Consider the following 24892-nt stretch of genomic DNA (forward strand, 5'->3'; position numbering starts at 1 on the left):
GATTAACTATGAAAAAAAGACTGATTGATTTTGCACTCGTAACTGCAGGAGCTTTTATTGCCGCTGTTGGCTTCAATTGCTTTTTCCTTGAAAATCATATTGCATCTGGTGGTGTGGTCGGCTTAGCGGTTAGTTTGAAAGCTCTATTTGGCTGGAATCCTGGTAACTTTGTTATGATTACCAACATTCCTTTATTGTTAGCTTGTTGGCTTTTCCTTGGAAAAGAAACTTTCTTTAAAACCATTTATGGGTCATGGATTTATTCTATTTTTGTCAAATTGACAGAAAATCTACCAAATCTGACTCATAATCCACTACTAGCTGCCCTGTTTGGAGCTATTATCTGTGGTTTTGGTTTAGGAGTTGTTTTCTGGGGGAATTCTTCAACTGGTGGTACTGGTATCATCACCCAAATTCTCCATAAATACACACCGCTTCCTTTAGCAGTAGCCATGACGATTGTCGATGGTTGTAGTGTAGCTATGGGATTTATCGCTTTTGATACTGACACAGTAATGTATTCGATTATTGCTTTACTCGTTATTGGATACGTGGTAAATAGCATGCAAATCGGTGTTACCTCATCTCGTAATTTGATGATTATTTCACCTAAAAATGACTTAATCAAAAACTATATCTCAACAGAAGCTGACCGTGGTGTCACTGAAATCCCTGTTACTGGTGGTTTTTCAGGCGACCGTCAAACCATGTTAATGACGACCGTTTCTCGCCAAGAAGTCCCTCGTTTAGAAAAAAATATTCAAAAAATCGACGAAGCAGCCTTTATCGTTGTTATGCCCGCAACACAAGTTATGGGACGTGGTTTCAGCCTTAAAAAATACTACAAACTCAACGAAAAAGACGCCATTTTACCAATGTAACCCAAACGTAACTCAAAGCCCCACTTCTCTAATTGAAAATTGGTGCTTTTTCATGTACAATGAGCTTATAGATAAATAATATGAGGTGAAAAATTGCTTACAGTTTCTGATGTATCACTACGTTTCAGCGATAGAAAACTGTTTGATGAGGTTAACATCAACTTTACAGCTGGAAATACCTATGGTTTAATCGGTGCCAACGGTGCAGGAAAATCTACATTCCTAAAAATCTTGGCTGGAGATATTGAACCAACAACAGGTCATGTTTCCCTTGGTCCAGACGAACGTCTATCTGTTCTTCGTCAAAATCACTTTGACTACGAAGAAGAACGTGCGATTGATGTCGTTATCATGGGGAATGAACGCCTTTACAATATCATGAAAGAAAAAGACGCTATCTACATGAAACCTGACTTTTCAGATGAAGATGGTGTCCGCGCAGCAGAATTAGAAAGTGAATTCGCTGAGCTTGGCGGTTGGGAAGCTGAGAGTGAAGCTTCACAATTGCTCCAAAATCTTAATATTCCAGAAGACCTTCACTACCAAAACATGAGCGAACTTGCTAATGGTGACAAGGTGAAAGTTCTTCTTGCTAAAGCTCTTTTTGGTAAACCAGATGTTCTTCTTCTTGACGAACCAACCAATGGTCTTGATATCCAATCAATCACTTGGCTAGAAGACTTCTTGATTGACTTTGAAAATACAGTCATCGTCGTATCCCATGACCGTCACTTCTTGAACAAAGTATGTACACACATGGCTGACCTTGATTTTGGTAAAATCAAACTTTACGTCGGTAACTATGACTTCTGGAAACAATCATCTGAACTTGCTGCTCGCCTGCAAGCTGACCGAAACGCTAAAGCAGAAGAAAAAATCAAAGAATTGCAAGAATTCGTTGCTCGCTTCTCTGCCAACGCTTCTAAATCAAAACAAGCCACTTCTCGTAAGAAAATGCTTGATAAAATCGAACTTGAAGAAATTGTTCCATCAAGTCGTAAATACCCATTCATCAACTTCAAAGCTGAGCGTGAACTTGGTAAAGACCTTCTAACAGTCGAAAACTTGTCTGTTAAAATCGATGGTGAAACAGTTCTTGATAACATCAGCTTTATCTTACGTCCAGGTGATAAAACAGCCTTCATCGGACAAAACGATATTCAAACAACAGCTCTTATCCGTGCATTGATGGATGATATCGAATACGAAGGAACAATCAAATGGGGTGTTACAACAAGTCGCTCTTACCTTCCAAAAGATAACTCACGTGATTTTGCTTCAGGTGAATCAATCCTTGAATGGCTTCGTCAATTTGCTTCTAAAGAAGAAGACGATAACACATTCCTTCGTGGATTCCTAGGTCGCATGCTCTTCTCTGGAGATGAAGTTAACAAATCAGTTAGCGTTCTTTCAGGGGGAGAAAAAGTGCGCGTGATGCTTTCTAAATTGATGCTTCTCAAATCAAACGTTCTTGTCCTTGATGACCCAACTAACCACTTAGACTTGGAATCAATCTCAAGCTTGAATGATGGCTTGAAAGACTTCAAAGAATCTATCATCTTTGCGAGTCACGACCACGAGTTCATCCAAACACTTGCCAACCACATCGTTGTCATTTCTAAAAATGGTGTGATTGACCGTATCGATGAAACTTATGATGAATTCCTTGAAAATGAAGAAGTTCAAGCAAAAGTTAAAGAACTTTGGAAAGACTAATCATCTTGTCGTAATCTAAAACGACATTACCATATTTTACATTATAGAAAAGAAACAGGTTGGGATTATTATCTCAACCTGTCTTACTAACATTATGAAACTAAAATCTTTTAAACTAACAAATAACACCATTTACTACCTAACAGCTTTCTTCTTGCCTTTTGTAATTTTATTTCTAGCCCTTTTGGCTGAAAATATTTCCTTTAACGGTGAGACAACTATTTTAGCTAGTGATGGCTTTCACCAATACGTTATTTTCGCTGAAAATTTACGAAATATTCTACACGGTTCAGACAGTCTATTTTATACCTTTACTAGTGGACTTGGCCTAAATTTTTATGCTTTAATCAGCTATTATCTTGGAAGTTTCTTCTCACCTTTTGTCTACTTCTTTAGCTTAAAAAGCATGCCCGATGCTATTTATCTCTTTACGTTGTTAAAAGTTGCTTGCATGGGATTAACTAGCTTTTATACCCTACGCCAACTGTATCCAAAGGTATTAAAACCATTTACCGTTATCCTATCAAGCTCATATGCGCTGATGAGCTTTGCTATTAGCCAGATTGAGATTAATATGTGGCTGGATGTCTTCATCCTTTTGCCGCTCATTATTCTAGGACTTAATCGATTACTAAATCAGAAAAAATTCATCTTATATTACCTGACGTTAACCATTCTCTTTATTCAAAATTACTACTTTGGTTATATGGTTGCTATTTTCCTTGTGCTTTATTTTCTTGTTCAAATCAGCAAGGAAAGCCGCTTGAAAGTAATTGGACGTCAATTTGTAGACTTTACAGTAGTGTCAATCTTAGCTGGATTATCTAGTTGCGTGATGCTCTTACCTACTTACCTGGACCTGTCAACACACGGCGAAAAATTCTCTACCTTTACAGAATGGTTTACAGAAAATTCGTGGAAGCTAGACTTGTTTGCCAAAAACTTTGTTGGTGCTTATGACACAACAAAATTTGGCTCAATTCCTATGATTTATGTAGGGATTTTCCCTCTCATCTTAGCTATTACCTTCTTTACCATCAAGTCAATCAAATGGCAAACACGCCTAGCTTCTGGCATTGTTTTACTACTCATTATTGCTAGCTTTTACCTTGAACCCTTAGATTTAATATGGCAAGGAATGCATTCACCAAATATGTTTCTGCACCGTTATTCTTGGGCATTTTCACTAATGGTGATTCTTCTGGCGGCAGAAACGTTAGCACATCTCAAAGAATTAACTATAAAACATTACCTTGTTGGTATTGTTCCACTAGGGCTTGGCTTTTTAGCTACGGTGCTACTCAAAAATCACTATCAATTTTTAGAAGCCCCACAAATCATTATTACCTTTTCTTTCTTAGCTGCTTACGCCATTATATTAATTAGCTACGCTAAGCAGTACTTAACTTTTAATTTATTCATTAGCTTTACACTTCTCTTTACAGTATTTGAAATTTCACTTAACACTTATTATCAAATTACAGCTCTAAATAGCGAATGGGTTTTTCCTTCTCGTCAAAGTTATGAGCTTAATTTGACAGATACTGAAAAACTCATCCAAAAAAGTCAAAATCTGAATACGACATTTTATCGTACCGAGGAGCTTCTTCCTCAAACAGGTAATGACAGTATGAAATACAATTATCATGGTATTTCTCAGTTCTCATCTATTCGAAATACGACATCTAGCAGCACGCTTGATCGACTTGGCTTTAAGTCAACTGGAACAAATCTAAACCTTCGTTATCAAAATAATACCTTGCTAATGGATAGTTTATTTGCTGTCAAATACAATCTTTCAGAAACTGATGTCAATAAATTCGGATTCCGTTACCTTGATAACTCTGGTAACACATCCCTATATGAAAATCAATACGCTAGCCAATTAGCAATTCTAACCAATGGCCTTTACAAGGATGTTGACTTCAGTGTCAACACACTTGACAACCAAACCAACTGGATAAACAATCTAACTGGCTTATCTGAAAAATACTTCACGCGTGTGGCTTCCCAATTATCAGGAGGAGCTAATCTTCTAAATGGTCGTGTAACCACTAGTAATAACGGACAATTAAATTCGCATGCTGATTATAACCTTACTGTCGCTCCTAATACACAACTTTATATCAGCGTTCCAAACATCACCTTCTCTAATGAAAATAGCCAGAAGGTCCAAATTACTGTCAATGGTAAAACAGCAGAATATACAACTGATAATGCCTACACCTTCTTCGATCTTGGATATTTTGAAGATAGTCAAACCTTACATGTTACCCTTTCATTCCCTGAAAATAACCAAGTATCCTTTAACCAACCAAACTTTTATGCCTTAGATACGACAAGCTATCAAAAGGCTATGGAAATCATTAATCATCAAAAGGTTAAAGTTACTACCAATAAAAACACTGTAACAGCTACCTACAAAGCCAATAAGGCTTCATCACTCTTATTTACTATTCCATACGATAAAGGTTGGACAGCCACTCAAAACGGCCAAAAAATCACTTTATCAAAAGCTCAAGACGGCTTTATGAAAGTTGACGTCAAGCCTGGAAAAGGCAAAGTCATTCTGACTTATCTACCTACAGGCTTTAAAGAAGGAGCAATGTTATCATCAGTTGGACTCCTCCTATTTATCTGTTACAATATCGCCAGAAAACGAAAAAAATAAAAAGTATCCCTTGGATACTTTTTTGTTTACTTGATTATCTAGAAAGTGTTAAATAAACACCAAAAGAGCTAGAACAATTGTTCTAGCTCTTTTTAAGCAATAAAAAATCCTAAGTAAAACTTAGGAAGGTGTCTTATCACTCCGGCAGTAGGACTCGAACCTACGACATCATGATTAACAGTCATGCGCTACTACCAACTGAGCTATGCCGGATAAACAAAAAAACTGCTAAGCAGTAGTTTTATAGTCCGTACGGGATTCGAACCCGTGTTACCGCCGTGAAAAGGCGGTGTCTTAACCCCTTGACCAACGGACCAGAAGTTTTAGGATTTCCCCTCAACACTCTTATTATTATACCAGATATTTTTTCTTTGTCTATAGTTTTTTTCAATTTTTTTTACTTTTTTTGAAGTTTTTTTGCACTAAATTATCGCCAAAAAATTCAAACAATTTTAACGTGCTAAAAAGCCTTTAATATCAAGCATTTACAGGTGAACTTTCGGTAAAGAAGAAAAAGTGTTTACTAGTAAAAAAGTAATTTTTTCTTTTACCTATTCTTTACTTTTTAAAAACCACCCCGGCCAGCGTAAAGTACGATTTTTAGTTGACAGAAAAGCTGTTATTTTGATAGAATGATTAAGTTGATATGGTCTCATAGCTCAGCTGGATAGAGCATTCGCCTTCTAAGCGAACGGTCGCAGGTTCGAATCCTGCTGGGATCAAATCTTAAGCCGGCTTTAGCCGGCTTTTTTATTTTCTCCACTAGTAGTGTTTCACATGAAACTAGAAAAAGCAGTTCAAATTGAACTGCTTTTTACTTATGATAAGGACTTCCTTGTTGTATCATGAAAGCTCGATAAATTTGCTCAGCTAAAACTAGGCGCATTAACTGATGGGGTAAAGTTAGTAAACCAAAGCTCATTTTGAGATTAGCACGTTTTTTTACCTTGTCAGCTAAACCTAGGCTACCTCCAATGACAAATACAATGTCTGAATAACCTCTCAAAGTTGCATCGGCGATAATCTTACTAAATTCTTCTGATGGGAATTGTTTACCTTCAATAGCTAAAACAATAACGTAATCGCGCTCAGAGATTTTAGCTAAAATACGGTCACCCTCTTTTTCCATGATTTGGTGATTTTGCGCCTCACTAGCATTATCTGGTGTTTTTTCATCGGGCAACTCAACAATTTCAAATTTGGCAAAGCGACTCATGCGTTTGCCATACTCTGCAATACCATCTTTTAGGTATTTTTCTTTTAATTTTCCAACAGCAATAATTTTTACTTTCATGCTTTCTATTTTACCACATATTCACAAGCTTTTCACACATTATCCACATGTTAACAATCTAGAATGAGGCTTAATATCGCTATAATTTGGGGATTTTTGAACAAGTTTCAAAAGTTTTCCACAGCCTGTGGATTACTTTATTTTTTTTCCCTTTTAAGGTATAATTAAGTCGTTTTTTATATGCTATCTGTGAATAAAAAAAGGGAGGAAGAGACGTGAAAAAAATAAAATTTCGAAAAGTCAATTACAAAAAAATCCTTAAACCACTATCCGTTATTTTAGTTGGTTTCATCGGAGGAGTTGCTGGAACCTTACTCATTTTGAATATGGCTGGCATCTCTATTAATAATGTTAGTGGTTCAAGTACAAAAACCACAACAAGTAAAGTAAGTTACTCAAATACTAATGATACGACAAAAGCTGTCGAAAAAGTGGGAGAAGCAGTCGTATCAGTCATCAATTATCAATCAAATAGCTCTTCAAATGATTTGTATATGCAAATGTTTGGTGGCAATTTAGATAATAACACTAATAATAATGGCTCAGATAGTGATTTAAGCATCGCTAGTGAAGGTTCTGGGGTTATTTACAAAAAAGATGGCAATTCTGCTTACGTCGTTACTAATAACCACGTTGTCGATGGCGCTAGTCAAATCGAAATCATGCTTTCTGACGGTACAAAAGTAGTTGGTGAATTAGTCGGTGCCGATACTTACTCAGATATCGCCGTTGTCAAAATTTCTTCTGATAAAGTCACAACAGTAGCTGAATTTGCTGATTCAGATAAAATTACTGTTGGTGAAACAGCCATTGCTATTGGTAGCCCTCTAGGTACTGATTACGCTAACTCAGTAACCCAAGGGATTATCTCAAGTCTAAGCCGTACAGTCACAATGACTAACGATGATGGCGAAACAATTTCAACTAATGCTATCCAAACTGATGCCGCTATTAACCCAGGTAACTCTGGTGGTGCTTTGATTAACATTGAAGGACAAGTGATTGGTATTAATTCAAGTAAAATTTCTTCTACCTCAGATTCTGGATCAGGTAATTCTGTAGAAGGTATGGGATTTGCTATTCCAGCTAATGATGTGGTTAAAATTATTAATCAATTAGAAGCAAACGGAAAAGTTATCCGTCCAGCACTTGGTATCACAATGGCTAACCTAAGTGATTTGTCAACAACAACAATCAGTCGCCTAAATATTCCAACTAGCGTCACAGCTGGTATCGTCGTTGCTTCAGTTCAATCAGGTATGCCTGCTGAAGGAACACTTAAAAAATACGATGTGATTACAGCTATCGATGATAAAGATGTTTCTTCTATCACAGATCTTCAAAGTGTCCTCTACGGTCATTCAACTGGAGATTCTATCAAGGTAACCTTCTATCGTGGTACTGAAAAGAAAACAGAAACTATTAAACTAACAAAAACAACACAAGACCTCTCTTCTTCATCAAATCAATAATTTAACTTAAAACTAAAAACTAATGAGGCTGAGCTTCTCAGCTTCATTTTTTAAAGGAAAAAACTATGATTGAAACACTTAATCTCATACCTATTGACGATATTGCTCCAAATCCTTACCAACCTCGCTTGAAATTTAAGCAAGAAGAATTAGAGGAGCTTTCTCGCTCAATAAAAGCAAACGGCCTCATACAGCCGATAATCGTCCGTAAATCAGATATTTTTGGTTATGAACTCATTGCAGGCGAAAGACGCCTCAAGGCTTCAAAAATGGCTGGTTTGAGCGAAATTCCTGCAATTATAAAGGACATTACTAATCAAGAAAGCATGCAGCTTGCCATTGTCGAAAATTTGCAGCGCTCTGACCTCAATCCTATTGAAGAAGCCAAGGCTTATCAGCAATTACTCGATAAAAACCAAATGACTCACGAAGAGTTGGCACAATTTATGGGAAAATCACGACCATATATCACTAATTGCTTGCGCTTATTAAATTTACCTGCCAATATTTCTCACGCTGTCGAGAAGGGTGAGTTGTCTCAAGGACACGCGCGCGTGCTGCTGACGCTTAAGGACGAAAAAGAGCAGGAGAAGTGGTACCAAAAAATTCTGAGCGAGGATATGAGCGTTCGCAAACTCGAACAATCTGTAAAATCCGTCAAAAAGAAAAAAACATCTTCTAAAGCAAGTAAAAAAGATATTTTTATCCGACATCAAGAAGAAGAATTATCAAAATTATTAGGTCTTCCTGTCACCTTATCACTTTCTAAAAGTGGCTTTAAAGGAGACTTACAATTACACTTTCAATCAGAAGAAGACTTAAACAGAATTATCAACAGGCTAAAATAGCTTGTGAATTTCTCATTTTCAATTTCATAGTTTTCCACAAGAAAAAGCGGCCAAAATCACTGATTTTAGGCCTTTTTCTATGTTGTCCACACCCTGTGGAAAACTTCTGTAAACAGTGTGGATTTTTTATTTTCACAGTTGTGGAAAACTTTGATATTTTATGTTAAAATAATTTATGAATTATCCACAAAAAGGAAACTACTATGACTGAAAATGAACAAATTTTTTGGAATAGGGTCCTTGAACTGGCAAAAAGTCAACTAAAACAAGCAACTTATGAATTTTTTGTTTTAGACGCTCGATTAATTCAAATTGAGCAGAATACGGCGACGATTTACCTGGATCCTATGAAAGAACTCTTTTGGGATAAAAATTTAAAACCAATCATTTTAACGGCTGGTTTTGAGGTTTATAATGCTGAGATTGTTGTGAACTATGTCTTTGAAGAAGATTTAGCCAAACAAGCAGTAGAAGAACCGACTTCCCAAGTTCTCCAAGCACCACAAAAAAGCCACCTGCCCCAGGTTGATTCAGACTTAAATACAAAGTATACTTTTGACAACTTTGTCCAAGGTGATGAAAACCGTTGGGCCTTTTCTGCGTCTTACGCCGTTGCGGACGCTCCGGGGACTACGTATAACCCTTTATTTATCTGGGGTGGACCTGGACTCGGAAAAACTCACTTACTTAATGCCATTGGTAATGCAGTATTGCAAAATAACCCTAAAGCGCGCGTGAAGTACATCACTGCCGAAAACTTTATCAATGAATTTGTTATCCATATTCGTTTAGATACTATGGAGGAATTGAAAGAAAAATTCCGTAACCTTGATGTTTTGCTGATTGATGATATTCAATCGCTCGCTAAAAAGACATTATCAGGTACGCAAGAAGAGTTTTTCAATACTTTCAACGCTCTTTACGATAATAACAAGCAAATCGTACTAACCAGTGACCGCACGCCAGATCACCTCGATAATCTGGAACAACGTTTGGTCACGCGCTTCAAGTGGGGCTTGACAATCAATATCACGCCGCCTGATTTTGAAACACGTGTGGCAATCTTGACCAATAAAACACAAGAGTACGATTATATTTTCCCTCAAGATACCATTGAATATCTTGCTGGACAATTTGATTCTAATGTCCGTGACCTCGAAGGGGCTTTAAAAGATATTAGCCTTGTGGCAAGTATTAAAAAAGTCCAAACCATCACCGTCGATATTGCTGCTGAAGCCATTCGAGCTCGTAAGCAAGATGGTCCGAAAATGACGGTTATCCCAATAGAAGAAATTCAAAGTCAGGTTGGGAAATTCTACGGAGTCACTGTCAAAGAAATCAAAGCTACTAAACGTACGCAAGATATTGTTTTGGCACGTCAGGTAGCCATGTATTTGGCGCGTGAGATGACTGATAACTCTCTTCCAAAAATCGGGAAAGAATTTGGTGGTCGTGACCACTCTACCGTTCTTCATGCCTATAATAAAATCAAAAATATGCTGGCTCAAGACGATAGTTTGCGAATTGAAATTGAAACCATCAAAAACAAGATCAAATAAGCATTGTGGATAAGTAGCAAAAAAATCTGCGATTTATCCACAGGTTGTTAACAACTCTTTTCCCGCGATTTTTCAGGCGTTTTTAGAGTTATCAACAGTATAAACAAGACCTACTACTACTACTAACTTAATACTTATAAATTAAAGGAGTTATCTTCATGATAAAATTCTCAATTAATAAATCCTTCTTTCTTCAAGCATTGAATGCTACTAAGAGGGCAATCTCTTCGAAGAATGCAATTCCTGTGTTATCTACTATCAAAATTGAAGTTCAAAATAGTAACATTACCTTAACAGGTTCAAATGGACAAATTTCAATTGAAAATACTATTCCAACTTCTAATGAAAATGCAGGTCTTTTGATTACATCACCAGGTGCAGTTCTATTAGAAGCAAACTTCTTTATCAACATTGTTTCAAGTCTTCCAGATGTTACTTTAGATTTTGAAGAAATTGAACATCACCAAATCGTTTTGACAAGTGGTAAATCAGAAATCACTCTTAAAGGAAAAGATGTTGACCTTTACCCACGTCTTCAAGAAATGGCTACTGAAAATCCTCTTGTTATTGAAACAAAATTATTGAAGTCAATCATTACAGAAACAGCTTTTGCAGCTAGCCTTCAAGAAAGTCGTCCAATTTTAACTGGTGTTCACATGGTGCTTAGCGACCACAAAGATTTCAAAGCGGTTGCTACTGACTCTCACCGCATGAGCCAACGCAAATTAACTTTGGACAATACTTCAAACGACTTCAACGTTGTTATCCCAAGTAAATCTCTTCGTGAATTTGCAGCAGTTTTTACAGACGATATCGAAACAGTAGAAGTTTTCTTCTCAGACAGCCAAATGCTTTTCAGAAGTGACTACATTAGCTTCTATACACGTCTTTTAGAAGGAAATTACCCTGATACAGATCGTTTGTTGACAAATTCATTCGAAACAGAAGTTACCTTTAATACAGGTGCTCTTCGTTCTGCAATGGAACGTGCTCATTTGATTTCAAATGCCACACAAAATGGTACTGTTAAACTTGAAATTACAAATAACAGCGTTTCGGCTCACGTTAACTCTCCTGAAGTTGGTAAAGTTAACGAAGAATTGGATATCATTGACCAATCAGGTAGTGATTTGACAATCAGCTTTAACCCAACTTACTTGATTGAAGCTCTTAAAGCATTGAAAAGTGAAACAGTTGTGATTCGCTTTATCTCACCAGTTCGTCCATTTACGTTGATGCCAGGTGATGATGCTGAAAACTTTATCCAATTAATCACACCGGTTCGTACAAACTAAAATTCTTTAAGGAAACTTTAAGGATGAATTCGTATACTATAATCATCCTAAAACTTTTCTTTTTCATAATCTCCAGCAAGGGCACTGTCTATACAGTGCTCTTGCTTTTTATGTTATAATATTTCTTGATATGACACTTTATATTATTGCTAATCCTCATTCAGGAAATCGTAGTGCCAAAGAAGTTATTGCAAGGTTGAAAAATGAATTGAATCAAGAGCTGGCTGTTTTTCTGACGCGATATCCAGATGACGAAGAAAATCAAGTCAATGATGTTTTAGAGACCTTTCAACCTGAGAAGGATAGATTATTGGTTCTTGGTGGTGATGGTACCTTATCCAAAGTTTTATATTACCTGCCAGCTGATATTCCCTTTGCGTATTATCCAATGGGATCAGGAAATGATTTTGCGCGTGCTCTTGGATTAAAAAAAGATTTAACACATCTTATTGAATCGACTAAGCAAGCTCCAAAAGAAATTACGGTTTATACTTACCAAAATGGCTTGGTTTTAAACAGTTTAGATTTAGGTTTTGCTTCTTGGGTTATTAATCATGTTGAACAGTCTCAGCTAAAAGCTAAACTGAACAAATATCATTTAGGAAAATTGACTTACATCCTAACAGCGATTCAATGTTTGATTAAGAAACCAGCTTTTGCTTCACTTTGTCTAGAGACAGAAGCAGGAGAAGTCCTTGAACTTAGAAATCAGTTTTTCTTTTCGCTGGCTAACAATACTTACTTTGGTGGTGGTGTTATGATTTGGCCACATGCCACAGCTTATTTGGAACAGTTGGATTGCGTGTATGCCAAAGGTGAAACCTTGTGGGAACGTGTGCTTGTTTTATTAAGTTTAGTTCTTAAAGTGCATGAGCATTCTCCTTATCTGCAGCATCATCCCTACAAAAGTGTGACTATAAAAAATCCTGAAAAAAGTTTAATTGAGATTGATGGTGAAATTGTGTCGCTTGATGAAGTCACATTAACGCCGCAAAAACGTTATATTTATTTGTAAAGGAGAAATCATGTACGAAATCGGAAGTCTTGTTGAGATGAAGAAACCTCATGCGTGTACCATTAAAGCAACTGGCAAAAAAGCCAACGAATGGGAAGTGATTCGCATTGGAGCAGATATTAAAATTCGTTGTACAAACTGTGACCATATTGTCATGATGAGCCGTCATGATTTTGAACGCAAGTTGAAGAAAGTATTATAATATTTAAAATCATTAAGTCTGCGCATATAGCGGGCTTTTTTAAGTGATTTTATGCTATAATAGTTGTGATTGAATAAATTTAACGGAGACTAATAAAATATGGCTTTAACAGCAGGTATTGTTGGTTTACCAAACGTCGGAAAATCAACTCTTTTTAATGCGATTACTAAAGCAGGTGCGGAAGCTGCTAACTATCCTTTCGCGACAATCGATCCTAACGTTGGTATGGTAGAAGTTCCTGATGAACGCCTACAAAAATTGACTGAGCTTATCACCCCTAAAAAAACAGTCCCAACAACATTTGAATTTACTGATATTGCAGGTATCGTAAAAGGGGCTTCTCGTGGTGAAGGTCTTGGTAACAAATTCCTTGCTAACATTCGTGAAGTTGATGCGATTGTTCACGTTGTTCGTGCTTTTGATGACGAGAACGTTATGCGTGAACAAGGACGTGAAGATGCCTTTGTTGACCCACTTGCTGACATCGATACTATTAACTTGGAATTGATTCTTGCTGACTTGGAATCTGTTAACAAACGTTATGCGCGTGTCGAAAAAGTAGCACGTACACAAAAAGACAAAGATTCTGTTGCAGAATTTAACGTTCTTCAAAAAATCAAACCAGTACTTGAAGATGGTAAATCAGCTCGTACAATTGAATTTACAGAAGATGAACAAAAAATTGTTAAACAATTGTTCCTTTTGACAACAAAACCAGTTCTTTACGTGGCAAATGTTGACGAAGATAAAGTTGCTAACCCAGACGATATCGAATACGTAAAACAAATTCGTGAATTCGCAGCAACTGAAAATGCTGAAGTTGTTGTTATCTCAGCACGTGCAGAGGAAGAAATCTCTGAACTTGATGATGAAGACAAAGCATTCTTCCTTGAAGACCTTGGTTTGACTGAATCTGGTGTCGACAAATTGACTCGTGCAGCTTACCACTTGCTAGGTCTTGGAACTTACTTCACTGCAGGTGAAAAAGAAGTTCGCGCTTGGACATTCAAACGTGGTATTAAAGCTCCCCAAGCAGCTGGTATCATTCACTCTGACTTTGAACGTGGATTTATCCGTGCGATTACAATGTCTTATGATGATTTAATCAAATACGGTTCAGAAAAAGCTGTTAAAGAAGCAGGTCGTCTTCGTGAAGAAGGGAAAGAATATGTGGTTCAGGATGGTGACATCATGGAATTCCGCTTTAACGTCTAAGCTAACTAATAATTGAAAATCAAATGAGGTTGGAAAAAATTTTTTCCAGCCCTTTTGACATTTGAAAGGAAAAAATAATGGTAAAAATGATTGTTGGTCTGGGAAATCCAGGCAGTAAATATCACGAAACACGCCACAATATCGGATTTATGGCAATTGATCGTCTAGCTAAAGATTTGAATGTGACTTTTTCAGAAGACAAAAACTTCAAAGCAGAAGTTGGTTCTGCCTTTATCAATGGTGAAAAAGTGTACTTGGTCAAACCAACTACATTTATGAATAATTCAGGAATTGCGGTACATGCTTTGCTGACTTATTATAATATTGCCATTGAAGATTTTATGGTGATTTATGATGACCTAGATATGGAAGTCGGGCGTATTCGTCTTCGTCAAAAAGGCTCAGCTGGTGGTCATAATGGTATCAAGTCAATTATTGCACACACAGGGACACAAGCGTTTGACCGTATTAAAGTTGGGATTGGACGTCCTAAACAAGGTCGCTCAGTTGTTGACCATGTGCTTGGAAAATTTGACAAGGATGACTATATTACAGTCACTAACACACTAGAAAAAGTTAATGATGCTGTTCAATTTTATTTACAGGAAGCTGATTTTGTAAAAACAATGCAAAAATTTAATGGGTAAATCTATGAATATTATCGATTTATTTAGCCAAAATAAGCTAATCCAAAGTTGGCATGCAGGCGTGTCTAATCTTGGTAGACAGCTTATTATGGGTTTGTCAGGAGCAAGTAGAGCTCTTGCTATAGCTTCAGCTTATCAAGCTAATGAAGAAAAAATAGTGATTATCACCTCAACTCAAAATGAAGTTGAAAAATTGGCTAGTGATTTATCTAGTTTGATTGGTGAGAATAAGGTTTATACGTTTTTTGCGGATGATGTTGCTGCTGCAGAATTCATTTTTGCTTCGATGGATAAAGCTCATTCTCGCTTAGAAGCTTTGAATTTTTTACAAGATAAAAAACAATCAGGTATCTTGATTACGAGTCTAGTTGGTGCTCGTGTTTTGTTGCCAAATCCTAAAACTTACTCAGAAAGTCAATTGAATTTTCTTGTCGGAGAGGATTACAACCTTGACAAGGTTGTAAAGGTCTTGTCAAACGTTGGTTACCAAAAAGTTTCTCAGGTTTTGAATCCTGGCGAGTTTAGCCGACGTGGTGATATTGTCGACATCTATGAGATTACGGCAGATTATCCGTACCGCTTGGAATTCTTTGGTGATGAAGTTGATGGTATTCGTCAATTTGATGCACAGACTCAAAAATCTCTTAGCAATGTTGAACAAGTAACGATTTATCCAGCGGATGAGTTGATTTTGTCAGAAGAGGACTTTGCTAGAGCTAGTCAAGCTTTTGAGAGGTATCTTGAAACTGCAAAGGATGACCAACAAGCTTATTTGAGTGAACTTTATGCAGCCACACAAGAGCAGTATAGACATCAAGACATTAGACGTTTTTTGTCTCTCTTTTATGCTAAAGAGTGGACACTTCTCGATTATATTCCAAAAGGGACACCAGTCTTCTTTGATGATTTTCAAAAGTTGGTTGACCGCAATGCCAAGTTTGATTTAGAGGTTGCTAATCTATTGACAGAAGATTTACAACGTGGTAAAGCTGTGTCAAGTTTGGTTTACTTTGCTGATATTTATAAGGAATTACGTCAATACCAACCAGCAACCTTCTTTTCAAACTTCCATAAAGGATTGGGAAATCTGAAATTTGATAAATTACACAATTTCACCCAATACCCGATGCAAGAATTCTTTAATCAATTTCCGCTTTTGATTGATGAGATTAATCGTTATCAAAAATCAAAAGCTACTATTTTAGTTCAATCAGATACCCCACACGGTTTAGAACGTCTGCAAGAGAACCTGCAAGAATATGGTTTGGATTTGCCGATAGTTGATGCAAATGATTTACAAGAACATCAAGCGCAATTAGTAGTCGGCAATTTATCAAATGGTTTTTACTTTGCTGACGATAAAATTGTTTTAATCACTGAGCACGAAATTTATCATAAAAAAGTCAAACGTCGCATCCGTCGTTCAAATATCAGCAATGCAGAACGTTTGAAAGATTACAATGAACTTTCTAAGGGTGATTATGTGGTTCACCATGTTCATGGAATCGGTCAATTTTTAGGAATTGAAACTATTGAAATTCATGGGGTACACCGTGACTATTTAACGATTCAATACCAAGGATCTTCAACGATTTCTCTTCCTGTGGAACAAATTGAAAGTCTATCAAAATATGTTTCTGCTGATGGTAAAGAGCCAAAAATCAATAAATTAAACGATGGACGTTTCCAAAAAACGAAACAAAAGGTTTCTAAACAAGTTGAAGATATTGCTGATGATTTGTTGAAACTATACGCAGAACGTAGTCAACTGAAAGGTTTTGCCTTCTCACCGGACGATGACTTGCAAAAAGAGTTTGATGACGACTTTGCTTATGTAGAGACAGAAGACCAACTTCGTTCTATAAAAGAAATCAAACACGATATGGAAGAAGAAAAACCGATGGACCGACTTTTGGTTGGTGATGTTGGTTTTGGTAAAACAGAGGTTGCTATGCGTGCCGCCTTTAAGGCTGTTAAAGACCACAAACAAGTAGCCGTTTTGGTGCCGACTACCGTGCTTGCTCAGCAACACTTTACAAATTTCTCAGAGCGTTTTGAGAATTATCCTGTAGCTGTTGATGTGCTTAGTCGTTTCCAAAGTAAAAAAGAGCAGACAGCCACTTTGGAAAAATTGAAAAAAGGTCAAGTTGATATTATTATCGGAACTCACCGATTGTTATCTAAAGATGTAGAGTTTGCAGATTTGGGCTTGATTATTATCGATGAAGAGCAACGTTTTGGTGTCAAACACAAGGAAAAACTAAAAGAGCTTAAGACTAAAGTTGATGTCTTAACCTTAACAGCAACTCCAATTCCTCGTACACTTCACATGTCTATGCTTGGTATCCGTGATTTATCTGTGATTGAAACACCACCGACAAATCGTTACCCTGTTCAGACTTATGTTTTGGAAACTAATCCTGGGTTGATTCGCGAAGCCATTATTCGTGAAATTGATCGTGGTGGTCAAGTTTTCTACGTTTACAATCGTGTTGATACGATTGATCAAAAAGTTTCTGAGTTACAAGAATTGGTGCCTGAAGCAAGTATTGGATTCGTTCATGGTCAAATGAGTGAAATTCAGCTTGAAAACACCTTGATGGACTTTATTGAAGGTGTTTACGATGTTCTCGTTGCCACAACGATTATTGAGACAGGTGTTGATATTTCTAACGTCAATACCTTGTTCATTGAAAATGCTGACCACATGGGCTTGTCAACCTTGTATCAACTTCGTGGTCGTGTTGGTCGTTCAAATCGTATTGCTTATGCTTATCTCATGTATCGTCCAGATAAGATTTTGACCGAAGTCTCTGAAAAACGCTTAGATGCCATCAAAGGATTTACAGAGCTTGGTTCTGGATTCAAAATTGCTATGCGTGACTTATCTATTCGTGGTGCAGGAAATATCTTAGGTGCTTCACAGAGCGGTTTTATTGATTCTGTCGGTTTTGAGATGTATTCTCAATTATTAGAAGAAGCGATTGCTAAGAAACAAGGTAAATCTCAGGCACGTCGTAAGAGTAATGCTGAGATTAATCTACAAATTGATGCTTATCTACCAAGTGAGTACATTGATGACGAGCGTCAAAAAATTGAAATTTATAAACGTATCCGTGAAATTGAGAGTCTTAAAGATTACCAAAGTTTACAAGATGAATTGATTGACCGTTTTGGAGAATACCCAGATCAAGTTGCTTATCTTCTTGAAATTGGTTTGGTGAAATCATACATGGACAATGCTTTTACAGAACTTGTTGAACGTAAAGATAATAATCTTTTGGTGCGTTTTGAAAAAGCTTCGCTACAACATTATTTGACTCAAGATTATTTTGAGGCTCTTTCTAAGACAGATTTGAAAGCTAGAATCGGTGAGAACCAAGGTAGAATTGAAATTACATTTAATGTTAGAGGTAAAAAGGACTATGAAATTTTAGAAGAACTCCAAAAATTTGGTAGCATGCTAGCTGAGATTAAAGCCAGAAAAGCTAAAGAAGGGTAGTTTTAAAAGAGTTCAAACGGCAGATTAACTAAATTGATGAAAAAACTATATGTTTCACGTCAAACAATTTCTTGCAAAATATTATAAACACCGTCTATCTAACTTTAGTAGAACTAAGAGAGCGCAAGCTCTCTTTTTATTACATTATCTTAACAAACAGATTGAAAACATCTATTTTCTGAAAAAAAGTGATAAAATAGAAAAGATTGCGAGGTAGAATATTATGAGATTAGATAAATATTTAAAAGTATCCCGTATTATAAAACGCCGTCCAGTTGCTAAAGAAGTAGCTGATAAAGGGCGTATTAAAGTAAATGGTATCTTAGCTAAATCATCAACTGATTTAAAAATTAACGACGAAGTTGAAATTCGTTTTGGAAATAAATTACTGACAGTGCGTGTTTTGGAAATGAAAGATAGTACCAAAAAAGAAGACGCCACTAAGATGTATGAAATTATTAATGAAACAAGGATAGAAGCGGATGGAGAAGCCTAATATTGTTCAATTGAACAATCAATATATCAATGATGAAAATACCAAAAAACGTTACATGGAAGAAGAAAATCGTAAACGTAATCGTTTTATGGGATGGATTTTGATTGTTGTTATGTTGTTGTTTATTTTGCCAACTTACAACCTAGTTAAAAGTTACCAAACCTTACAAGAGCGTAAAGATAAAGTCGTGTCACTTCAGAAAACTTACGACAATCTTGTTGTAGAAACAGACGCTGAAAAAGTTTTGGCAAATCGCTTAAAAGACGAGAACTACGTTGAAAAGTATGCTCGTGCAAAATATTATTTATCACGTTCAGGCGAAACAGTTTACCCATTGCCAAATCTATTACCAAAATAATATGGAAAAATTAATCGAAACTATTGAAAAATTTCTAGCTTATTCTGATGAAAAGTTAGAAGAATTGGCTGAAGAAAATCAAAAACTACGAGAAGAAAATCACCAATCAACTAAAAAAGAATGAAAGGAGGAGCCAATGAAAAAACTATTCGCAGTGATGCTAATACCATTTTTCTTGACTTCTCTTTCTGTTGTTAGTACCGAAAAAAATGTTGATTTAAGTAATGCAGCAAAATATCAATTGACAGCAGGTGTGGCAGCATCGACAACTTACTTTGATGCTGTGCCATCAAATCCAGTCCTTGCTAAAACTAGCGAGATTTATAAAGATAGTAATCTAACAGTTGCTTCTAGAACAATTGCTGCTAATAGTCAATTGGATATTGTTAGCATTCTGATTAACGATAATTCGCAACCTGTTTTTGAGTTATCAGATGGTAACTATATTGAAGCTAGCCGCCAGTTGATTTACGATGATGTTATTCTTAGCCAAGAGTCACTGTCAGAAAACTACTGGCTAAAGGATGATTTTCAAGTTTATCAATCACCATATGTTGTTGGAACACAAGAAGCAAAAACAGATTTAACTGCTTATCAAGCAGTAACTGTTTCACAAAAAGCGACAACTCATCATGGAACTTATTACAAAGTTGATGGTAAAGGTTGGATTAGCGAAGAAGCTTTGTCTGATACTGATAACCGTATGGAAAAAGTTCAGCAAGTTCTCAATCAGAAGTATAATAAAGGTAACTATTCCATCTACGTTAAACAACTGTCAACCCAAGAAACAGCAGGTATTAATCCTGATACAACAATGTATGCAGCTAGTGTTGCCAAATTAGCGACACTGTATTACGTTGAAGAAAAAATTCAGGATGGCAGTGTTAAGATGGATGATAAACTAAAATACACTGCTGATGTGAATACCTTTGCTAAAGCTTACAATCCAAGCGGTAGCGGAAAAATTAGCAAAACTGCTGATGACAAAGATTACAGTGTTGAAGATTTATTAAAAGCTGTTTGTCAGAATTCTGATAACGTTGCAACCAATATTTTAGGTTACTATATTGCTAAACAATACGGTGAACATTTCACTTCAGATATTAGTGCTATAACTAATACAAATTTCGATATGAAGTCACGTGAAATGTCATCTAAAACTGCCGCTGATTTAATGGAAGCTATCTATCAGCAAAATGGAGATATTATCTCATATCTATCATCAACAGCATTTGATAATGCACGTATCTCTAAAGATATTAATGTTCAGGTAGCTCACAAAATCGGTGATGCTTACGACTACAGACATGACGTTGCTATTGTTTATGCTGATCAACCGTTCATCTTATCAATTTTTACCAATAATGCTTCTTACGACGATATTTCAAATATCGCTAATGACGTTTACAATATTTTAAAATAAGTGATGTCTTATGTATGATAAATTAGTAAAAGAAATTCAAAAAAAGGCTTATTTTGCCAAACATAAAAAAGTTTTAATAGCTGTATCAGGTGGAGTAGATTCTATGAATCTGCTACACTTTTTGTATATATACCGAAAAAAACTCGGAGTAGAGATTGCTATTGCTCACGTGAATCATAAACAACGTCTTGAGTCAGACACTGAAGAAGTTTATTTGCGAGAATGGGCAAAAGAGCACCAAATTCCGATTTATGTAGCCTACTTTTCTGGGGCTTTTTCGGAAACAGCTGCGCGTGATTTTCGTTACAAGTTTTTTAAAGAGTTGATGGCTGAGCATTCTTATACAGCACTTGTAACAGCACATCATGCCGATGACCAAGCTGAGACGATTTTTATGCGACTGTTACGTGGCAGTCGTTTACGCCATTTATCAGGAATGCAAACCGTGAATGCATTTGGTGATGGTGAATTGATTCGACCATTTTTGGCGTATTCTAAAAAAGAGTTACCTGATATCTTCCACTTTGAAGATGATACCAACCGCTCTTTAGACTTTTTGAGAAATCGTATTAGGAATCGCTATTTTCCAATTTTAGAGGAAGAAAATCCTAAATTTAAACAAGCCCTTCGTTATCTTGGAAATGAAAGTCAGCAACTTTTCCAAGCTTTTCAGGATTTAACAAAGGATATTGATCTAACAAATTGCTCTCAATTTTTAGCTCAGACTCCTGCAGTTCAAGCTATTCTTTTTCAAAATTACCTTGAAAACTTTCCTGAATTGCAAGTGTCTCATGGACAATTTGAGGAAATGTTGCATCTTTTAAGAAATAAATCTAATGCTAACTATCATGTGAAATCAGATTACTGGCTAGTTAAAGATTATGAAACATTTCAAGTGAAAAAAATCAGCCCTAAGACCGATGGGGAACTAGCTCAAAAGATGCTAGAATATAACAGTATAGTCAATTATGGTCAGTTTCAATTTCAATTTGTTAGCAAAGATAAGGAAGGCATAGCTGTTTACAGTTTAAATCCTATTCTTTTGAGAAAAAGACAGGAAGGTGACCGCATTGATTTTGGAGATTTTTCGAAAAAATTGCGTAGGCTTTTTATCGATGAGAAAATTCCAAGTCAAGAACGTGCCAATGCCATTATCGGCGAGCAGGATGGAAAAATTATTTTTGTCCAGGTTGCTGATAAAACTTATTTGAGAAAACCCTCTAAACATGATATAATGGAGGGCAAATTGTATATTGAAAAAATTAGAAATAGGTGATGTCATGCTTGAACAAGATATTGAAAAAGTGTTGTATTCTGAAGAGGAGATTATTGCCAAAACCAAAGAATTAGGCGCACAACTTACAAAAGACTATGAAGGTAAAAATCCTCTATTAATTGGTGTTTTGAAAGGTTCTGTACCTTTTATGGCAGAATTGATTAAACATATCGACACACATGTCGAAATTGATTTTATGGTTGTCTCTAGCTACCACGGCGGAGTAAAAAGCAGTGGTGAAGTAAAAATCCTTAAAGACGTTGATACGAACATTGAAGGTCGTGATGTTGTCTTTATCGAAGATATTATCGATACAGGTCGTACTTTAAAATACCTTCGTGATATGTTCAAATACCGTAAAGCAAATTCAGTAAAAATCGCAACCCTTTTTGATAAACCAGAAGGTCGTGTTGTTGACATCGAAGCTGACTATGTCTGCTATGATGTTCCAAACGAATTTATTGTAGGGTTTGGTCTTGACTATGCTGAACGTTACCGTAATTTACCATATGTTGGCGTTTTGAAAGAAGAAATCTATTCAAATTAGTAGAAAGTCGTTAGTTATATATGAAAAATAACAAAAATAATGGCTTTGTAAAAAATTCCTTTATTTATATTCTTGTTATTATTGCGGCTATTACCGCATTTCAATACTATTTGAGAGGAACAAGTACACAAAGCCAACAAATTAATTACTCGACTTTGGTTAAACAAATTAAAGCGGGTGATATTAAATCGATTACTTACCAGCCAAACGGTAGCATTATTGAAGTAAGTGGTAAGTATTCGAAACCTAAAAAAACTAAATCAAGTGCCTCTCTTCCATTCTTAGAAGGAAATAACTCGACATCAGTCACTGAGTTTACATCAATTATTTTACCAAGTGATTCTTCTATTGATACACTTACTAAAGCAGCTGAAAAAGCAGATGTTGATGTGAACATCAAACAAGAAAGTTCAAGCGGAGCTTGGCTATCTTTGGCGCTAACTTATCTTCCACTTATCTTAGTGATTGCCTTCTTCTTCATGATGATGAATCAAGGCGGTAATGGTGCTCGTGGTGCGATGAGTTTTGGTAAGAATCGAGCTAAGTCACAAAATAAAGGTGATGTTAAAGTAAGATTCTCTGATGTTGCTGGAGCAGAGGAAGAAAAACAAGAACTTGTTGAAGTTGTTGATTTCTTGAAAAATCCTAAGAAATATAAAGCTCTTGGTGCTCGTATTCCAGCTGGGGTCCTTCTTGAAGGCCCTCCAGGAACAGGTAAAACATTACTTGCGAAAGCTGTCGCTGGTGAAGCTGGCGTCCCATTCTTCTCAATTTCAGGTTCTGATTTTGTTGAAATGTTTGTGGGTGTCGGTGCGAGTCGTGTTCGATCACTCTTTGAAGATGCTAAGAAAGCTGAACGTGCGATTATCTTTATCGATGAAATCGATGCTGTTGGTCGCAGACGTGGTGCTGGTATGGGTGGCGGAAATGATGAACGTGAACAGACTCTTAACCAACTCCTTATCGAAATGGATGGTTTTGAAGGAAACGAAAACATCATCGTTATTGCTGCAACTAACCGTAGTGATGTCTTAGACCCTGCTCTTTTGCGTCCAGGACGTTTTGACCGTAAGATTCTTGTAGGAAGTCCAGACGTTAAAGGACGTGAAGCTATTCTTCGAGTACATGCTAAAAATAAACCATTGGCAGAAGATGTTAACTTAAAAGTTGTTGCACAACAAACCCCTGGATTTGTCGGTGCTGATCTTGAAAATGTCTTGAATGAAGCTGCCTTGGTTGCTGCACGTCGTAATAAAACTAAAATTGATGCTTCAGATATTGATGAAGCTGAAGATAGAGTTATTGCAGGTCCTTCTAAGAAAGACCGTACCATTTCACAACGTGAACGCGAAATGGTTGCTTACCATGAAGCTGGACACACAATCGTTGGATTAGTGCTCTCAAGTGCTCGCGTTGTCCATAAAGTTACAATTGTCCCTCGTGGACGTGCTGGTGGCTACATGATTGCTCTTCCAAAAGAAGATCAAATGTTACACTCTAAGTCTGATCTTAAAGAACAGTTAGCTGGTTTGATGGGTGGACGTGTTGCAGAAGAAATCATTTTTAATGCTCAAACAACTGGTGCATCAAATGACTTCGAACAAGCAACTCAATTAGCTCGTGCAATGGTAACTGAATATGGTATGAGTGAAAAATTAGGCCCTGTTCAATATGAAGGTAACCACGCTATCATGGCAGGTCAAGTTTCTCCAGAAAAATCATATTCATCTCAAACAGCACAAATGATTGATGATGAAGTTCGTGCGCTTCTAAACGAAGCACGCAATAAAGCGGCTGATATTATCAATAACAATCGTGAAACTCATAAACTTATTGCTGAAGCACTTCTTAAATATGAAACACTTGATGCTGCACAAATTAAATCTATCTATGAAACAGGTAAGGTTCCTGAAGAATTAGAAAACGATTCAGAAGAAGCACACGCTCTTTCATATGATGAAGTCAAAGAAAAAATGGATGATTCTGAAGAATAATCTACATAATAGGTAGAAAACAGTCAGAAAAGACAAAAGAAGGCTCGTAGAGCCTTCTTTTTTATCTCCCAATAGAAAAGTAGTGTTCAAATAATACGCTTAAAAACGGGCTTATTAGCTGCTAATATGGAGGTAGCTAGAATAAATCAAAAAAAGCTAAAAAACCTGTTGACAGAGGAAATGAAGTTTAGTATACTAAATAAGCTGTTGTTTGAAGCAGCAAACATTTCAAAAGGCTTTGAAAAAAAGTTAAAAAACTTCTTGACAAAACGTTGAAGAAATGATAAACTAATATAGCTGTTGTTCGAGAGGGCAGCGGTAACAAATTTGAAAAGAACTTGAAAATTTCTTGAAAAAAGATGTTGACAAAGGGATTCAAATTTGATAGAATATAGAAGTTGTCTCGAGTGAGACAAAGACCTTTGAAAACTGAACAATACGAACCAAACGTGCGGGTTACGGAAGTAACCTGTCAAAAAAC

Annotated in this window: 20 protein-coding genes and 3 tRNA genes; 20 read left to right on the top strand and 3 right to left on the bottom strand. The window is 36.4% G+C overall.

Features of this window, described 5'->3' with window-relative positions:
* Positions 1-8: 8 nt before the first annotated feature.
* The 3 genes from BLR83_RS07485 to BLR83_RS07495 all read left to right on the top strand — a co-directional run bounded on the left by BLR83_RS07485 (position 9) and on the right by BLR83_RS07495 (position 5268).
* Positions 9-881, top strand: a complete 873-nt coding sequence (locus BLR83_RS07485; RefSeq protein ID WP_074561062.1) for a YitT family protein — start codon at positions 9-11, stop codon at positions 879-881.
* Between the two features lie 93 nt (positions 882-974).
* Positions 975-2597: an ATP-binding cassette domain-containing protein gene (locus tag BLR83_RS07490; protein ID WP_004233679.1), complete on the top strand. Its 1623-nt coding sequence runs from the start codon at positions 975-977 to the stop codon at positions 2595-2597.
* A 94-nt stretch (positions 2598-2691) separates the two neighbouring features.
* The gene (locus BLR83_RS07495; protein WP_074561063.1) at positions 2692-5268 is read left to right on the top strand and encodes a YfhO family protein; all 2577 of its coding nucleotides are present in this window, start codon (positions 2692-2694) and stop codon (positions 5266-5268) included.
* A gap of 139 nt (positions 5269-5407) precedes the next feature.
* On the opposite strand, the gene BLR83_RS07500 is transcribed toward BLR83_RS07495, so the two are convergent.
* A tRNA-Asn gene (locus BLR83_RS07500) sits at positions 5408-5481 on the bottom strand.
* 31 nt (positions 5482-5512) lie between these two features.
* Positions 5513-5584: transfer RNA gene (locus tag BLR83_RS07505), tRNA-Glu, on the bottom strand.
* 332 nt (positions 5585-5916) lie between these two features.
* On the opposite strand from BLR83_RS07505, the gene BLR83_RS07510 reads away from it, so the two are divergent.
* Positions 5917-5990 (top strand) — tRNA-Arg (locus BLR83_RS07510).
* Positions 5991-6082: 92 nt separating this feature from the next.
* Here BLR83_RS07510 and rlmH read toward each other — a convergent pair.
* The gene (gene rlmH, locus BLR83_RS07515; RefSeq protein WP_039696083.1) at positions 6083-6562 is read right to left on the bottom strand and encodes a 23S rRNA (pseudouridine(1915)-N(3))-methyltransferase RlmH; all 480 of its coding nucleotides are present in this window, start codon (positions 6560-6562) and stop codon (positions 6083-6085) included.
* Between the two features lie 215 nt (positions 6563-6777).
* Here rlmH and BLR83_RS07520 point away from each other — a divergent pair, with 215 nt between their 5' ends.
* The 16 genes from BLR83_RS07520 to ftsH all read left to right on the top strand — a co-directional run bounded on the left by BLR83_RS07520 (position 6778) and on the right by ftsH (position 24411).
* A complete protein-coding gene (locus BLR83_RS07520) occupies positions 6778-8034 on the top strand; it encodes a S1C family serine protease (protein ID WP_074561064.1) in 1257 nt (418 codons plus the stop codon).
* Between the two features lie 65 nt (positions 8035-8099).
* On the top strand, positions 8100-8882 hold the full coding sequence (locus BLR83_RS07525) for a ParB/RepB/Spo0J family partition protein (protein ID WP_074561065.1): 783 nt from the start codon (positions 8100-8102) through the stop codon (positions 8880-8882).
* Positions 8883-9085: 203 nt separating this feature from the next.
* A complete protein-coding gene (dnaA, locus tag BLR83_RS07530) occupies positions 9086-10441 on the top strand; it encodes a chromosomal replication initiator protein DnaA (RefSeq protein ID WP_074561066.1) in 1356 nt (451 codons plus the stop codon).
* Between the two features lie 158 nt (positions 10442-10599).
* Positions 10600-11736: a DNA polymerase III subunit beta gene (gene dnaN, locus BLR83_RS07535; protein ID WP_039696079.1), complete on the top strand. Its 1137-nt coding sequence runs from the start codon at positions 10600-10602 to the stop codon at positions 11734-11736.
* A 130-nt stretch (positions 11737-11866) separates the two neighbouring features.
* A complete protein-coding gene (locus BLR83_RS07540) occupies positions 11867-12751 on the top strand; it encodes a diacylglycerol/lipid kinase family protein (protein ID WP_074561067.1) in 885 nt (294 codons plus the stop codon).
* Between the two features lie 10 nt (positions 12752-12761).
* Entirely contained in the window at positions 12762-12953 is a 192-nt protein-coding gene (locus tag BLR83_RS07545) for a DUF951 domain-containing protein (protein ID WP_074561068.1), read from the top strand.
* A 99-nt stretch (positions 12954-13052) separates the two neighbouring features.
* Positions 13053-14168, top strand: a complete 1116-nt coding sequence (gene ychF / locus BLR83_RS07550) for a redox-regulated ATPase YchF (protein ID WP_039696076.1) — start codon at positions 13053-13055, stop codon at positions 14166-14168.
* Positions 14169-14245: 77 nt separating this feature from the next.
* Entirely contained in the window at positions 14246-14815 is a 570-nt protein-coding gene (gene pth, locus BLR83_RS07555) for an aminoacyl-tRNA hydrolase (RefSeq protein WP_021143396.1), read from the top strand.
* Between the two features lie 4 nt (positions 14816-14819).
* Complete coding sequence (gene mfd, locus BLR83_RS07560; protein ID WP_074561121.1) at positions 14820-18317, top strand: transcription-repair coupling factor; 3498 nt, start codon at positions 14820-14822, stop codon at positions 18315-18317.
* A 223-nt stretch (positions 18318-18540) separates the two neighbouring features.
* On the top strand, positions 18541-18813 hold the full coding sequence (locus tag BLR83_RS07565) for an RNA-binding S4 domain-containing protein (protein ID WP_006531199.1): 273 nt from the start codon (positions 18541-18543) through the stop codon (positions 18811-18813).
* Entirely contained in the window at positions 18800-19171 is a 372-nt protein-coding gene (locus BLR83_RS07570; RefSeq protein WP_006531200.1) for an FtsB family cell division protein, read from the top strand. The genes BLR83_RS07565 and BLR83_RS07570 overlap by 14 nt, the downstream gene beginning before the upstream one ends.
* Position 19172: 1 nt before the next feature.
* Positions 19173-19295 (top strand): SP_0009 family protein, encoded by a 123-nt coding sequence (locus BLR83_RS07575; protein ID WP_074561069.1) that lies wholly within the window; start codon positions 19173-19175, stop codon positions 19293-19295.
* Positions 19296-19307: 12 nt separating this feature from the next.
* Positions 19308-20594, top strand: a complete 1287-nt coding sequence (locus BLR83_RS07580) for a serine hydrolase (RefSeq protein ID WP_074561070.1) — start codon at positions 19308-19310, stop codon at positions 20592-20594.
* A 10-nt stretch (positions 20595-20604) separates the two neighbouring features.
* A complete protein-coding gene (gene tilS / locus BLR83_RS07585) occupies positions 20605-21870 on the top strand; it encodes a tRNA lysidine(34) synthetase TilS (protein WP_074561071.1) in 1266 nt (421 codons plus the stop codon).
* Positions 21871-21874: 4 nt separating this feature from the next.
* The gene (hpt, locus tag BLR83_RS07590; protein WP_074561122.1) at positions 21875-22417 is read left to right on the top strand and encodes a hypoxanthine phosphoribosyltransferase; all 543 of its coding nucleotides are present in this window, start codon (positions 21875-21877) and stop codon (positions 22415-22417) included.
* A gap of 20 nt (positions 22418-22437) precedes the next feature.
* Positions 22438-24411, top strand: a complete 1974-nt coding sequence (gene ftsH / locus BLR83_RS07595) for an ATP-dependent zinc metalloprotease FtsH (protein ID WP_074561072.1) — start codon at positions 22438-22440, stop codon at positions 24409-24411.
* Positions 24412-24892: the final 481 nt, after the last annotated feature.

The organism is Streptococcus equinus (assembly GCF_900101445.1).
In the GTDB taxonomy this organism is placed as follows: domain Bacteria; phylum Bacillota; class Bacilli; order Lactobacillales; family Streptococcaceae; genus Streptococcus; species Streptococcus equinus_B.